The organism is Streptomyces sp. NPDC048416 (genome assembly GCF_043200435.1).
In the GTDB taxonomy this organism is placed as follows: Bacteria; Actinomycetota; Actinomycetes; order Streptomycetales; family Streptomycetaceae; genus Streptomyces.
The window spans coordinates 26,886-41,269 of record NZ_JBICXU010000042.1; the positions used below are offsets into that span (position 1 = coordinate 26,886).

At 68.2% G+C, this 14,384-nt stretch carries 8 protein-coding genes and 1 pseudogene; 6 read left to right on the forward strand and 3 right to left on the reverse strand.

The features are described from left to right. Positions 1-209 precede the first annotated feature (209 nt). Positions 210-1,637, forward strand: a complete 1,428-nt coding sequence (locus ACGFW5_RS32845) for an MFS transporter (protein ID WP_393837985.1) — start codon at positions 210-212, stop codon at positions 1,635-1,637. Between the two features lie 430 nt (positions 1,638-2,067). Here ACGFW5_RS32845 and ACGFW5_RS32850 read toward each other — a convergent pair whose 3' ends face one another. Next, positions 2,068-2,814, reverse strand: a complete 747-nt coding sequence (locus ACGFW5_RS32850) for a DUF4232 domain-containing protein (protein ID WP_393837986.1) — start codon at positions 2,812-2,814, stop codon at positions 2,068-2,070. A gap of 340 nt (positions 2,815-3,154) precedes the next feature. Between ACGFW5_RS32850 and ACGFW5_RS32855 the strand changes: the two genes are divergently transcribed. Next, entirely contained in the window at positions 3,155-4,687 is a 1,533-nt protein-coding gene (locus tag ACGFW5_RS32855) for a helix-turn-helix domain-containing protein (protein WP_393837987.1), read from the forward strand. A gap of 29 nt (positions 4,688-4,716) precedes the next feature. On the opposite strand, the gene argS is transcribed toward ACGFW5_RS32855, so the two are convergent. Continuing rightward, on the reverse strand, positions 4,717-6,483 hold the full coding sequence (argS, locus tag ACGFW5_RS32860) for an arginine--tRNA ligase (protein ID WP_393837988.1): 1,767 nt from the start codon (positions 6,481-6,483) through the stop codon (positions 4,717-4,719). Positions 6,484-6,661: 178 nt separating this feature from the next. Between argS and lysS the strand changes: the two genes are divergently transcribed. Further along, positions 6,662-8,413 carry a lysine--tRNA ligase gene (gene lysS, locus ACGFW5_RS32865; protein ID WP_393837989.1) on the forward strand — a complete coding sequence of 584 codons (1,752 nt, stop codon included), beginning with the start codon at positions 6,662-6,664 and terminating at the stop codon, positions 8,411-8,413. 94 nt (positions 8,414-8,507) lie between these two features. On the opposite strand, the pseudogene ACGFW5_RS32870 reads toward lysS, so the two are convergent. Further along, positions 8,508-9,518 (reverse strand): annotated as a pseudogene (locus ACGFW5_RS32870) (DUF2637 domain-containing protein); the annotation flags it as partial. Between the two features lie 470 nt (positions 9,519-9,988). On the opposite strand from ACGFW5_RS32870, the gene ACGFW5_RS32875 reads away from it, so the two are divergent. The 3 genes from ACGFW5_RS32875 to ACGFW5_RS32885 all read left to right on the forward strand — a co-directional run bounded on the left by ACGFW5_RS32875 (position 9,989) and on the right by ACGFW5_RS32885 (position 14,297). Further along, positions 9,989-10,531, forward strand: coding sequence for a hypothetical protein (locus ACGFW5_RS32875; protein WP_393837990.1), 543 nt, complete (start codon positions 9,989-9,991; stop codon positions 10,529-10,531). Positions 10,532-11,164: 633 nt separating this feature from the next. Then, positions 11,165-13,555, forward strand: a complete 2,391-nt coding sequence (locus tag ACGFW5_RS32880) for a hypothetical protein (RefSeq protein ID WP_393837991.1) — start codon at positions 11,165-11,167, stop codon at positions 13,553-13,555. Further along, positions 13,536-14,297 (forward strand): hypothetical protein, encoded by a 762-nt coding sequence (locus ACGFW5_RS32885; protein ID WP_358291035.1) that lies wholly within the window; start codon positions 13,536-13,538, stop codon positions 14,295-14,297. The genes ACGFW5_RS32880 and ACGFW5_RS32885 overlap by 20 nt, the downstream gene beginning before the upstream one ends. The last annotated feature ends 87 nt before the right edge of the window (positions 14,298-14,384 follow it).

Below are 14,384 nucleotides of genomic sequence, written 5' to 3' on the forward strand. Positions count from 1 at the left end.
GAGCGGGGTTGATGGTGGAGTCCAACAGCACGTCCAGCAACAGAGAATCGCCTGAGGCGGCGGCGGGGCGACCCGCGCGCGGCCCCGGGCGTCCAGCGGCGGGAACGGGTTCGAAGGCGGGGGCTCGTACAGAGGTAGGGGCAGGTCCGGAGGCGGGGGCTCGTACGGCGGAAGGGCGCGGCGCGCAGGCGGGTTCGGTTCGGTGGGCGATGGCCGGGCTCTCGCTGTCGATGCTGCTGTCCTCGCTCGGCACCAGCGTCGCCAACGTCGCCCTGCCGAACCTGGCGCATGCGTTCGGCGCGTCCTTTGCGCAGGTGCAGTGGGTCGTCCTGGCCTATCTGCTCGCCGTCACCGCGCTGATCGTGGGCGCCGGGCGGCTCGGTGATCTGATCGGGCGCCGACGGCTGCTCCTGGCCGGCATATCCCTGTTCACGGCGGCCTCGGTGCTGTGCGGCGTCGCGCCCACGCTGTGGCTGCTGATCGCGGCGCGGGCCGCGCAGGGGCTCGGCGCGGCGGTCATGATGGCGCTCACCATGGCGTTCGTCGGCGAGACGGTGCCCACGGCGCGGACCGGCCGGGCGATGGGTCTGCTCGGCACCATGTCCGCGACCGGCACCGCGCTCGGGCCCTCGCTCGGCGGTGTGCTGATCTCCGGGTTCGGCTGGCGGGCGATCTTCCTCGTCGGTGTGCCGCTCGGCCTTGTGAGCCTGCTGCTCGTGCACCGCCATGTGCCCGCCGACCGGCAGCGGCCGGTCGGGGCCCGCGTCCCGTTCGACCGGGTGGGCACGGTGCTGCTCGCCCTGACGCTCACGGCGTACGCGCTGGCCATGACGCTGGGGCACGGCCGGATCGGCTGGCTCGGCGCGGTCCTGCTCGGGGCCGCCGGGGCCGGGGCCGCCCTCTTCGTACGGGTCGAGGCGCGGGCGGTGTCGCCGCTGGTCCGGCCCGCCATGTTCCGCGATCGGGCGCTGAGTGCGAGCCTCGCGATGAGCACACTTGTTTCCACGGTGATGATGGCGACCCTGGTGGTCGGCCCGTTCTATTTGTCCCGCGCGCTCGGCCTCGACGACGCCCTGGCCGGGCTCGTCCTGTCCGCCGGGCCCCTCGTCGCGGCGCTGACCGGTGTGCCCGCCGGGCGGGTCGTGGACCGGCTCGGCGCGCACCGCACGACCGTCGCCGGGCTCGTGGTGTCGGCGGCGGGCTGTGTCCTGCTGTCCGTGACACCCACCGCGCTCGGCGTCCTCGGGTACGTTCTGCCGCTCGCGGTCGTCACCGCCGGGTACGCGGTGTTCCAGACGGCCAACAACACCGCCGTCCTGTCCGGGGTCGCGCCCGACCGGCGGGGCGTCACCTCCGGGATGCTCCAGCTGTCGCGCAACCTCGGTCTCATCACCGGCACTTCGGTGATGGGGGCGGTGTTCGCGGCCGCGTCGGGGGCCGGGGCCGGTTTTGGTGCCGCGTCTCGTGCCGGGTCTCGTGCCGGGTCCGCCACGGGTGACGTTGCCACGGCGGGGGCGGGGGCGGTGGCCAACGGGATGCGGGTGACGTTCGCTGTCGCGGCGGTCCTTGTCCTTCTTGCGCTGGTTGTCGCGGCGGTGGGGTGGGTGCGGAATCGGGGTGCTGTGCGGGGGTGTTGAGGGGCATGGGCTTGGCGCCCTTGGGGCCCGCCTACGGTTGCGGGCCGCGGTGGGGCGGTGGTGGGCTGCGGGCCGTGCGTGGCTGGTCGCGCAGTTCCCCGCGCCCCTGGCTTCGCTTGCGGCTGCGGGCCGTGCGGGGTTGCTCGCGCAGTTCCCCGCGCCCCTGAACCCGTTGTCCTCTGCGGGGCGTGGTTGCTTTTCGCGCGGTTCCTCGCGCCCCTTGAGGGGCCGGTTTTCGGCTGCGGGCCGTGCGTGGCTGGTCGCGCAGTTCCCCGCGCCCCTAAACCCGTCGTCTTCTGCGGGGGCGTGGTCGCTTCTCGCGCAGTTCCTCGCGCCCCTGAGCCCGTTGTCTTCTGCGGGGGCGTGGTTGCTTTTCGCGCGGTTCCTCGCGCCCCTTGAGGGGCCGGGGCCTTTGCGTAGCGCCGGGCGGCTACCACGCGTCGATCGCGGACAGGTCCGACTGCCAGTACGTGACCATGGCCTGGCTGTTCACGACGGCGACGCTCTTGGCGAGCGAGGCGTGGGCCGCGGAGCCCGTTGACCCGTTGTCGTCCCGGTTCTGGAAGTACACCGAGACGTGCGTGGAGTTCTGCGGCTCGCTGCCGTCGTCCTCGCCCTGGGTACGCACCATCGCGTACGCGGAGGCGCCAGGAGACAGGGAGACCACCGCCTGCGGGGTCGTGTCCTTGTCCACGGCGATCGGCGACTGCTGGTCGTCGAAGAAGGCCACGGACGGCGCGTAGTACGCGTTGCACAGGGTCGAGCCGGTGTTGGTGACCGTCAGGAGGATGTGGTTGATCGGGCGGCTCACCGGCGTCGCCGTCAGCTTCACGTTGGCGCCGGTGCAGGACGCGTCGGAGGAGCCGCCTGCGGGCGCGGGCTTCTTCCCGGACTTGCCTGCGGAGTTCGCGGCGCCGCCGCTGCCGGAACCGCCGGTGTGCTGGGTGGAGGCCGAGCCCGCGCTCTTGCCGGACCCGGTACCCGTACCCGATCCCTTGCTGCCGCCCGACGCGGGTGTCGGGGCGCCGCCAGTGGCGGGGGTCGAGACGGCGGACGGCGCCGACGGCTTCTCGACCGCCGCCGAGGCGTCCGAGTCGTCACCGCCGCAGGCGGTCAGGGCGAGTGCGGCGACGAGGGTGGACGTCGCGGCGGCGGCGATGCGGAAGGTGGTGCGCATGATGGTCGTGCTCCCCGTGTGAGTAGGTGATGCCTGGGCGACGGCGTGAACGCGTCAGCGGTGGTAGTGGTGGATCAGCGTGATGAGAGTGGCGATGGACGCGGCCAGGACGACCACGGCCATGGAGTCCGCCACGTTGAACCGGATGCGGAATCGCATGGACTGCTCCCCGGAGCGAGCTGTTCGGCTGCTTGCTGCACCTACCTTGCGGGCCGGTCCGACGGCCCGGCAACGAGCAAGGGACAATGGGGGAAGCTGGAACGCTGGAACACCCATTGACCTGGGGAAACAACCTGTCCCTGGAATGCGTTCCTGGGATGGATGGGGAGGGAACCGGGGCATGGCGACAACCGAGTCCGAGCAGTTCGCGGCGCTGCTGCGGGAGTTGAAGGACCGCTCCGGGCGGAGCTACGGCGTGCTCGCGGGCCGGCTCCACATGAGTACGTCCACGCTCCATCGGTACTGCAACGGTGACGCGGTCCCCAACGAGTACGCGCCCGTCGAGCGGTTGGCCCGGCTGTGCGGGGCGAGCCCCGAGGAGTCCGTCGAACTGCACCGGCGCTGGATCCTGGCGGACGAGGCGCGCCGCCGCTCGCGCGCGGCGGGCCAGACGCCGGCCGCCGCCGAGGCCGCCCCCCGCGTCCCCGAGCCGGGGCCGGGGCCGGGGCCGGGGGCGGCCGCGCCCGGGCCGTCGCCGGTTCCCGGTCCCGGTCTCGCTCCCGGTCCCGATGCCGCCCGCCACGCCGGTCCCGGTGCCGGTCCCAGCGCCGCTTCCGCCGGGGAGTCGACGGCGGGCGGGCCCACCGGGTCCGCCGGGCGCGCCCCCGACGCCGAGTCCGGCGACGGCGAGCTGCCCGCCGTCGGCCCGGTCGTTCCGGCCCCCGGCGCGGGACGCCGTGGCCTGGGCGGGCTCGTCCCCCGTCGGCTGCCGGGGAAGCCGGGGAAGCTGGGGAAGAGGACGCGGCTCGTGCTCATCGGCGCCGCCGTCGTCGCGGTCGCGGTGCCGGTCACGGCTGTCGCCACCCTGTCGGGCGGCCCGGCCGGGAGCGACACCGTGGCCGACGCCAGGACGAGTTCACCCCCGGCCGGGGCCGGCGCCTCGCCGTCGGTCCGTACGAGCGTCGGCCCCAGCGCCGGAGCGAGCCGGAGCCCGTCCGGCTCGCCCTCCGCCTCCCTCGCCCCGGACGCGGCGAGCCCGTCCGGCGCCGCCGCGCCCAAGGGCGAGAAGAAGCACGTTCCGGCGGGGAGCGCGCCGGTGGGCGTCGGCATCAGCTCGTACGACTGGGACACGCCGTGCGGCAAGTTCTATCTGCTCGACCAGAAGCCCGGTGCGGTGCCGCCGCCCCCGAACAACGTGCAGGACCGGCGGTCCTGGGCGCGGGCGCTCAACGGTGTCGACGGCGGGAATCTGAAACTGGAGCTGACCGCGACCGGCAAGAGCCAGCAATCGGTGGTGATCACCGGGATCACCGTGCGGGTGGTGGGCCGTCAGGCGCCGCTCGGCTGGACGGCGTACTCGATGGGTTCGGGGTGCGGGGGCGGGGTCGTCCCGCAGAGCTTCGACATCGACCTGGACGCGGCCCAGCCGGTCAGCAAGCCGGTCGCCGGCCACCAGGGCGACGACAAGGTCCCGGCCCGCGACTTCCCGTTCAAGGTGTCCACGAGCGACCCCGAGGTCTTCGACCTGAACGTGCACACCGAGGCGCACGACGTCAGCTGGTACCTCGAGGTCTCCTGGAGCGACGGCGACCGCTCGGACAAGATCCGCGTGGACGACAACGGCAAGCCGTTCCGCACCAGCGCGACCAAGGGCCGCCCCGCCTACGAGTACCGCCTGGACACCAACGTGTGGGACCACCTGGACATCGGGTGAACCAGGCGGCCCCACACGGGCGTTGACCGTCAGAGGCGCTCGGGCGTCCGGATGCCGAGCAGGGCCATGCCCTGGTGCAGCGTCCGGGCCGTCAGGTCGCAGAGGAAGAGGCGGTTCTCCGCGACGTCGAGGGCCGGCTCCGGCTTGATGACCGGGCACTTGTCGTAGAACGTCGTGTAGAGCGAGGCCAGCTGGTAGAGGTAGGCGGCCAGCTTGTGCGGCTCGTAGGAGGCGGCCGCCTCGGTGACGACCTCGCCGAACAGGTCGAGGTGCAGGCCGAGCGCCCGCTCGGCCGGGGCCAGTTCGAGCTCGGGGTGGGCGGCGGGCCCCCGCTCGCCGGCCTTGCGCAGGATCGACTGGATCCGGGCGTACGCGTACTGGAGGTACACGGACGTGTCGCCGTTCAGCGACACCATCTGGTCCAGGTCGAACTTGTAGTCCCGCGCCGCCGACGTCGACAGGTCGGCGTACTTGATCGCGCCGATGCCGACCTGGGTGCCCCGCTCGGCGATCTCGTCCTCGCCGAGCTGCCCCTGCCCGTCCTTCTCGCGCACCACGGCCGTCGCCCGCTCGACCGCCTCGTCGAGCAGGTCCACCAGCCGTACGGTCTCGCCCTCACGGGTCTTGAACGGCTTGCCGTCCTTGCCGAGGACCGTGCCGAAGCCCAGCTGGTGCGCCTTGACGTCGTCGATGAGCCAGCCCTGCCTGCGGGCCGTCTCGAAGACCATCTTGAAGTGCAGCGACTGGCGGACGTCCACGACGTACAAAAGCGTGGACGCCTTGAGGTTCTGGACCCGGTCGCGGATCGCGGAGAGGTCGGTGGCCGCGTAGCCGTAGCCGCCGTTGGACTTCTTCACGATGAGCGGCGTCGGGTTGCCGTCCGGGCCCAGCACGTCGTCGAAGAACACGCACAGCGCGCCCTCGGAGCGCACCGCGACGCCGGACTCCTCAAGGAGGCGGCAGGTCTCCTCCAGCATGTCGTTGTAGCCGGACTCGCCGACCACGTCCGCGTCCGCGATCTCCATGTCCAGCTTGTTGAAGACCGAGTAGAAGTAGATCTTCGACTCGTCCACGAACCGCTGCCACAGGGCGAGCGTTTCCGGCTCGCCCGCCTGGAGCGCCACCACCCGGTCGCGGGAGCGGGCCTTGAACTCCTCGTCGGAGTCGAAGAGCACCCGCGATGCCTTGTAGAGGCGGTTCAGGTTGGACATGGCGGCCTCGCCGTCGTCCTCGGCCGCGCCCTCGTGGTCCAGCTCGTGCGGGTGCTCAAGCAGGTACTGGATGAGCATGCCGAACTGGGTGCCCCAGTCGCCGATGTGGTGGCGCCTGATCACGTTTTCGCCGGTGAACTCCAGGATCTCGACCATCGAGGCGCCGATCACGGCGGACCGCAGGTGGCCGACGTGCATCTCCTTGGCCACGTTCGGCTGGGCGTAGTCGATGACCGTGGTGCCCGCGTGCTCGGCGAACGGCACGCCGAGCCGGCCGTCGGCGGCCCGCGCGGCCAGCGTCTCGATGATCGCCCGGTCGGCCAGCGTGATGTTGAGGAAGCCGGGTCCCGAGACCTCGATCTCCTTGATCAGGTCGCCCTGGACCTGGTCGACGACCTTGGTCGCCAGCTCGCGCGGGTTGCCCTTCAGCTTCTTCGCGAGCGCCAGGATGCCGTTGGCCTGGAAGTCGGCCCGGTCGCTTCGGCGCAGCAGCGGGTCGGTCGGGCCGGCCTCCGGCAGGGCAGCCGAGAGGGCGTCCGCCAGGCGCTGCTGAACGGTGGAAGCGAGGGAAAGGACCGAGGCCATGAGGTGCCGTTCCTGTCGGTGGTGACGTGGGGTGACGATGATTGCTCCCCGATTCTCCCATGCGGCCCCCCGCCCTTTCTCCTGAGATACGGGCAACCCCGGAGGAGGTCGTTCCGTCTGGGAGAATGGGCCTGCCGGCCTCCCCCGGGCAGACGAGGGCATTACGAGAAAGAAGGACGTGCCGACCGTGGCTCAGAGCAGCACCGAGACCGACTGGGTCTCCCGTTTCGCGGACGATGTCATCGCCGAGTCGGAGCGACGTGCGCCTGGCGCTGCGAAATCTCCCGCCGAAGCCCCGGTGGTCGTCGTCGCGTCCGGCCTGTCGCCGTCCGGCCCGATCCACCTGGGCAACCTGCGCGAGGTCATGACGCCGCACCTGGTGGCCGACGAGATCCGCCGCCGCGGGTACCGGGTCCGTCACCTCATTTCGTGGGACGACTACGACCGCTACCGCAAGGTGCCGAACGGCGTCCCGGGCGTCGACGAGTCGTGGAACGAGCACATCGGCCGTCCGCTCACCTCGGTCCCGGCGCCGGTGGGCTCGGCGTACCCGAACTGGGCCGAGCACTTCAAGGCCGCCATGGCCGCGGCCCTGGACGAGCTCGGCGTCGAGTACGACGGCATCAGCCAGACCGAGCAGTACACCTCGGGCGTCTACCGCGACCAGGTGCTGCACGCGATGAAGCACCGCGGTGACATCGACGCGATCCTGGAGCAGTACCGGACCAAGAAGGCCCCGGGCAAGAAGTCGCAGAAGCCCCTCGACGAGGCCGAGGTCGAGGCCGCCGAGGGCTCGGGCGCCGCGGCCGAGGACGACGGCACCGGCTCGACGGGCTACTTCCCGTACAAGCCGTACTGCGGTGGCTGCGGCAAGGACTTCACGGTCGTGTCGGCCTACGACGACGAGAGCACCGAGCTGACCTACACCTGCTCGGTATGTGCCTTCTCCGAGACCGTCCGGCTCAAGGAGTTCAACCGCGGCAAGCTGGTCTGGAAGGTCGACTGGCCGATGCGCTGGGCGTACGAGGGTGTGATCTTCGAGCCGTCCGGCGTCGACCACTCCTCGCCCGGCTCCTCGTTCCAGGTCGGCGGCCAGATCGTGTCGATCTTCGACGGCGTCCAGCCGATCGGCCCGATGTACGCCTTCGTCGGCATCAGCGGCATGGCCAAGATGTCCTCTTCCAAGGGCGGCGTGCCGACCCCGGCCGACGCGCTGAAGATCATGGAGCCGCAGCTCCTGCGCTGGCTGTACGCGCGCCGCAGGCCCAACCAGTCCTTCAAGATCGCCTTCGACCAGGAGATCCAGCGGCTGTACGACGAGTGGGACAAGCTGGAGGCGAAGGTCGCCGACGGCTCGGCGCTGCCGGCCGACGCGGCCGCCCACGCCCGGGCCGCCCGCACCGCCGCCGGTGAACTGCCGCGCACCGTGCGCCCGTTGCCGTACCGCACGCTGGCCTCGGTGGCGGACGTCACCGCGGGCCACGAGGACCAGACCCTGCGCATCCTCAGCGAGCTGGACCCGGCCAACCCGGTGACCTCGCTCGACGAGGTGCGCCCGCGCCTCGACCGCGCCGAGAACTGGATCACCACCCAGGTCCCGGCCGGCCAGCGCACCCTGGTCCGTGAGGAGCCGGACACCGAACTGCTCGGCTCGCTCGACGACGAGGGCCGCGAGTCGCTGCGCCTGCTCGTCGAGGGCCTGGACTCGCACTGGTCGCTCGACGGGCTCACCACGCTCGTCTACGGCGTGCCGAAGGTGATGGCAGGCCTGGAGCCGGACGCCAAGCCGACGCCCGAGCTGAAGGTGGCCCAGCGCTCGTTCTTCGCGCTCCTGTACAAGCTCCTGGTGAGCCGCGAGACGGGCCCGCGCCTGCCCACGCTGCTGCTCGCCGTGGGCGCCGACCGGGTGCGCAAGCTGCTCGCCGCCTGAGCGTCACACAAGGCCGAGGGCCGCCACCCGATGCGGGTGGCGGCCCTTCGCGTATGCCTCAAGTCGGCTCAACGGTACGCCTGGTGACGCTTTGTCAGGCGATGTAGTCCTCGGCGTCCCGGGTCGTCTCGAAGTGGCGCTTGAACTGCGGGTACAGCTGGCGCAGCAGCGTGGCGCTGCCGGGGTAGCCGACGCCGTGCTCGTCCGTGAGCCTTATGTCGAGCGTTTCGACGGTGGGGTAGTCGCCCTCGGTGTTCACGTGCTGGCGAAAGACGTCGTAGGCGAGCTCCGCGAACGCGGCGAACTCGTCCTCCGTCGGCGCAGGTGCGGCGCCGGGCTCCTGCTCCGGCACGGGGTGCGGGCCGCCCGCGCGCGGGGCGGGCACGCCGAGCGGGCGTTCACGGCCGGGGCCCGACGGGACCATCACCGGCTCCGGCGCCTGCTGGGGAGCGCCCGTCTGCTCCGGGGCCCGTCCCTGCCGCGGGTCCGGTCCCTGCTGCGGGTCCGTCTCCTGCCGCGGGTCCGGCTCCGGCTCGGGTCCGGCTCCGGCGAAGGCCGGGTCGTACGTGCCCTCGTACACCTCGGGCGAGACGTGCTGGGCCGCGAACCACGGGCTCTCGTGCGTGGTGGGCTGCGCCGGCCCGGCGTACGCCTGCTCCTGCCCGGGGGCCGGTCCCTGGAGGGCGGGTTCCTCGGGCGCGGCCTGGGTGTGCGTGGGGGGCAGCTCCGGCTGCGGCTCGGGGCGCGGGGGCGCCGACGGCAGCAGCACCGGGTCCATGCCGGCCGCGGCGAGACCGGCGGGGGCGGTGTCGGCGAGCGGGACGCCGAACTTGGCCAGGCGCAGCGGCATCAGGGACTCGATGGGCGCCTTGCGGCGCCAGGCGCGGCCGTAGACGGCCTGGAGGCGGGCGCGGTAGACCAGGCGGTCCTGTTCGAGCTTGATGACCTGCTCGTAGCTGCGCAGTTCCCACAGCTTCATCCGCCGCCACAGCCGGAACGTGGGGATCGGCGAGAGCAGCCAGCGGGTGAGGCGGACGCCCTCCATGTGCTTGTCGGCGGTGATGTCGGCGATCCGCCCGACCGCGTGCCGCGCCGCCTCGACGCTGGCGGAGTGGCGTTATTTGTGAGGTGCGCTATTCATGAGCGATCTACCGCCGGATAGTGATCGTCTGTTGCGGTGGAGCGCCCTGATCACTGCTTGGGGTATGGCGGAGCGTCTGGCCCCTGCTTGGGCTGTCGAGAGGCATGGAGGACATAAGGCATCTCATCTGGGTGTTGGCGTAGCCGAACTGTCTGCCAAGCGATCTCGTGGGAGTAGGTTCCGCCATGCCCTCTGACCAGGCGTCGGGCTCGCCAGCTGCTGACAGGCGCCAGCAGCCAGCGGGTAGTTGATGTCTTCACTGTCCGAACTCTCGCACGCGGTCAGTGCTCAGGGGACTGTCCAGCATCTTGCCTTGCACTGATGTAGCGTTCTCGGCCAACTTCAGGGGTGTTTGAGGACGAGGACTTGTCCTCCTGATAGTCATAGGGGCACTCCGGCGTGGAGAACGCCGTGGCTTCACAGGGGTGGGCAAAGTGAGCGAATTGGACTTTCCGGTCTTGGCGGCGTCTGCTGCCACTCAGGCCTTCGGGTTCCTCTACGGTCAGCTGGGGGCTCTCTTGCAGCGCCGGCGAGACAGGCGAGCCGGAGTGGCCGTGCCGGCGGAGGAAGCTCCGGTAGCGGGAACAGAGATCGTGGCCTCGTCGGTTGACCGTTTCCGGCCCGATGACACGATCCTTGAACGGCGGGGTCAAGAGCTCGAACTCTTGGCGGAAGCCTTGGAAGAGTACGTAGGGGCGACTGAGCTTGACGGCCAGGATGTACGACTTCGACGCAATCTCGGGCGTGTGCGTCGTGCTCTGGAAGAGATCTACGGTCTGGAGTTCGCAATTTCTGCCGATGACTCATCCGAGTCTGGAATCAGGATCCGGCAGAAAGTCTCCAACGCTCACGACGAGGTGACCGGCATCGACGTGGAGTCTGCTGGGGCATCGGCTCGGGCCGAAGTGAACCAAGACATTGATACGGCGCACAAGGGATCGAAGATTGTTGGGGCCCGCATCAAGCGTCTTGGATAGCAGAGCGCCCTGCTGAACTATGGATAGTCGCTTGAAATTCGGGGGAATTGAATGAATACGGAAAATGAAGACCGCGACGGTGGGATCCCCATAGTTGGCAGGTCGGCCGGACGCTGGAGGCCTGGCTTCTTCAGTCGAGACGCCTCGGATCGTGCAGCCGATCAAGACGTTACGGAAGAGCAAGACTCGCAAGAAAATGACACCAGTGATGGTCACCCTCTCCCGGTAGACGGCAAGCGGGATATTGAGAATCCTTATGCCGCGCCGCCGAATGCCCCTGTGCCAGGGGCGGCATCTTTTCCCGGCCAGGCATACAGTGATCAGGCGCCAGGCCGAGACGGCTATCCCATTGGGCAGGGGCCGGAAAATACTGGGGTAGGCGCAGGTCTAAGTCGCGAAGGGGCTTCGGAGGTTGAGAAGCCGGACGAAAGTATGAATCCAAGCCCCTTTGGTCGATCCGGAAGAGGGTGGCTTGGTGAGAGCGCGGACGGAGCTGATCGAGCTTCTCCCGAGGTTAGCCAGACCGCTGTAACGGGAATCGATGCTGGAGAAGAAACCCAGCCCGATGACTCTGGGATCCCGCAAGATATTTCGGAAGAGTCGGGGAGTTATCTAACCCCTGCAGCTTCAGGAGTGGGTGCTGACGAATCTGCCACCGACGTGGCGGCGGCCTACTCCGACTGGGCGGCGGAGACGGCTGGAACAGTTGGGTCGGCAGATAATGCCGAACGCGCTTCGGAAAGCGGCGTGTGGCTCTCGACTCCGGAACCCGGTGATTCATCGATTCCAGTCGGTGGTAGCAATTTGCCGGAAGGTGAGAACTCCCTTCACGAGTCGCTGCCAGGTGTTCCGGCTGAACTGCTGACAGAGATCCCTCGCCTGGCGGAACTCGCTGCCCTGGTACGGCAGGCTGTTGGCTTCAACTTCGGCCGCGTTACTGGCGTGGAGCTCACAGCGGTAATCGATCAGATGGCTGATCATCAGCAACTGGATGATGATCACCTGGATCTGATTCGGGCAGTGTTTGTTCGTCCTCGAGGGTATGAAAAGGTCCGTGCGGACCTGGCGGCCCCCGGTTCCATTTCGGTCATCTCGGGTGACATGGGATCTGGGCGAAAGACGGCTGCAGTCCACTTGCTTGCTGAGCTCCGCCGCGCCGGAATGTCTGTTCGTACCCTCAGCTACGGCATTGACAGTAACTTTCAAGCGCGCCGAATGCCGCGTATAGACAACTGCGCGTTCCTGCTCGAACTACCTCCGGATGAGGACGAGTTCTCGGTTTCGACTAAGTTCGGGCGAACGCTGGATGAGATCGCTGGGATCCTTCGGAGTACGTCGTCCCGGCTCGTCGTCCTTACTGACACGGATCAGTGGGAACGCGTGGGAGGCGGCGCATCCGTCATTGCCCGGGAGCTGCAACGGCCGGATGCAGTCAATATCGCCAGGGCGTGGCTTCGCCTAGATCTCTCCGATGGCACTGCTCGCCGGTGGACTGATGACCACCGGATCCAGCCGTTCCTGGTCGGCCAGAGTCCGAGCGCGGCCATGGAAATGGTCGATCTCATTCTCCAGGCGTGCAGCGCATCATTTGAGGATCTCTCCGATGTCGATTCGGATGTTGAATCGACTGACGGAGCTTTGGGTGTGACGGATGATGAGGAATTCAATAGAAGAGTCCTCAGTGTTGTGTCAGCCCGCAAGAACTGGTTCTCGCAACTTCTCAAATGGCACAAGAAGCCTCAGCGCACAGGATTTGAGCGCAACTTCCTTGTGGTGGCAGCGGCCTTGCGCGGGGCGCCGATCGGCCATATCTACAGTCAGACCGGTGCGCTGGCAGAATTGATCGGAGGGCAGAAGCCCGAGCTGCAGGGGCAGGATGACATCGGCGTGATCCAACTCGTCGATTCCGTCGATGCCCGCCTGAGTGGTGATTACGTCGAGTTCTCCAAGCCTGGATGGGATGAGGCTGTCCTGGATTATTTCTGGCGAGATCGGCCCCTCGGGCGGGAAGGCTTTCTGAAATGGATGGCGAAGGCGCCTTTGCGGTCCACCACTCAAGGTGTCAAGGAATTCAACTCTGATGAGCGCGCTCTTCTGGCAGAGCGCATGGCGTTCTTCACCCTTCGGTGGGCTGCACGTCACGGCACACCGGAGAATCTGTCAACGATCGTTACTGCCTGGCGCAAGGAAAACACACTAGAGCAGGCCGTCGTGCGCCTGGTCACAGCAGCCGCGCTCCATCCTGTGATCGGTCGTGACACCCACCAAGTTCTCTACGATTGGGCGAGGAAGCCCAACGAGGATGCTTCGTTGAAAGCGGCCGTGGCCGACGTCTGTGCCGGAGAATTTGGAATTACCTATCCGGGCAAGGCTCTGGTGCGTTTGCGTCACGTCGCTACCTCTTCGGATCCGGACGTCATCAAGGCAGTGAACACAGCTGTCCAGAAGCTCTGGGAAGAAGACTCGGTACGCAGCACACTCTTCAGCGAAGTGATCAAATGGTGCGCTTCGACTGACGAAAGCCGCCAGGCCGCCGGCCGTCGAGGTTTCGTTGCGCTGGCCGAACTTGCAGTGGACGAGCAAGGAGCTCCGCTCCCGGCTCTTCTGGCTGGACAAGATTCCATGGGTTGGACACCGGCAAGAGATGACCTCTCCACGGGCTGGCGGGCCGCTCTTGACCCGAGCGTCGATGAGGAGCAATGCCGTGGCGCGCTGGACCTTTGGTTGAACGCAGCACTGGAAGATGCGGAGATCCGCGAGACCACGGTCAGAGTGCTGCGCAGGGCAGTCCAAGACGAACCTGGAGATACGCGGCAGGCTCGCCCGAGGCACAGGCTGATCGACCGCATGAACATCTGGCAGCCTCCGTTCCCCAAGACGGAAGAGCAGCGACGGAGGGAAGATCTCCGGCGTGAGATAGAAGATGCAGTGCACTCCGACAAGGCCCGCGCGCTTGACCTTCTCCCGCAGGCGCAAGGCCTGGACTCCCGCGAGGGAGTGGAAGTTGAGCGGGATGATCGGTAGGAGACAACGCCGGAGCGCCCAGGGTGATGTCATTAAGGAGCCTGCCCTCACCCCCAGGCAATGGGGGTACGAGTTCCAGGATCTCTGGCCAAGCCGGGACAGTGAGCTGCACTTTCGGGCATGCGTCCGTATTGAGTGGGAGGTTCTGGGAGAATTCGCAGGGACTGACTCTCGAGTTGCCGTCTCGATGTGGGTTCAATTGATCGCCGAGAAGATGGCCGGGGAGGCCACAGTTCTCCGGAGAGAGGCCACGGAGAATGCGATCAATCACGAATTGGCAATTCGACTTCCTCACGAAGACGGCTCGGTAAGGGTGTTGAGAGCTAGCGTCACCCTGGACGTCGAGGAAGGCGTCCTAGAACAGGCAGAAAGGCGCTTGGCTATGCGGCGCCAGCTGGAACTCGACAACCTGACCCGCCAGCAGAGCTCGGCCCAAGTCGCCTTCATGCGCGAGGAGATACTGCGCGATCCTGTGAATGCTCGCCTGCACTGGCTGCTCAGGAACCCAACGTCGGAGATTGCGGATGAGGGGACCTGGCTCGAGCTTGTTGGACAGGCGAGCATGTGGAGCAACGACAGCCGGTGGGTCCACGTCGCGCACCTGGTGGAGAAGTTCCTTTCCGGGCTCAGCGTAGAGAATCGCCGTGATCTGCTCGGCGTCCTGAAGAAGGTATTCGCCGGCTACGGAGGAGAGGATCTGGCCGCGGAGATCCCGGACGAGTGGGGGCGTGACGACGAGTAGGTAGCACGGCGCATTCGGGACCCGCCGTTGCACGGGTGCGGTGCAAATGCGCCATGCATGCGCAGGGTTGGCGATCTGCCCCGCGCT

What these genes read in the sequence shown, in the direction of transcription:
- ACGFW5_RS32845 (WP_393837985.1), top strand. Translation starts at nt 210, where the DNA reads ATGGCCGGGCTCTCGCTGTCGATGCTGCTGTCCTCGCTCGGCACCAGC.
- ACGFW5_RS32850 (WP_393837986.1), bottom strand. Translation starts at nt 2,814, where the DNA reads ATGCGCACCACCTTCCGCATCGCCGCCGCCGCGACGTCCACCCTCGTC.
- ACGFW5_RS32855 (WP_393837987.1), top strand. Translation starts at nt 3,155, where the DNA reads ATGGCGACAACCGAGTCCGAGCAGTTCGCGGCGCTGCTGCGGGAGTTG.
- argS (WP_393837988.1), bottom strand. Translation starts at nt 6,483, where the DNA reads ATGGCCTCGGTCCTTTCCCTCGCTTCCACCGTTCAGCAGCGCCTGGCG.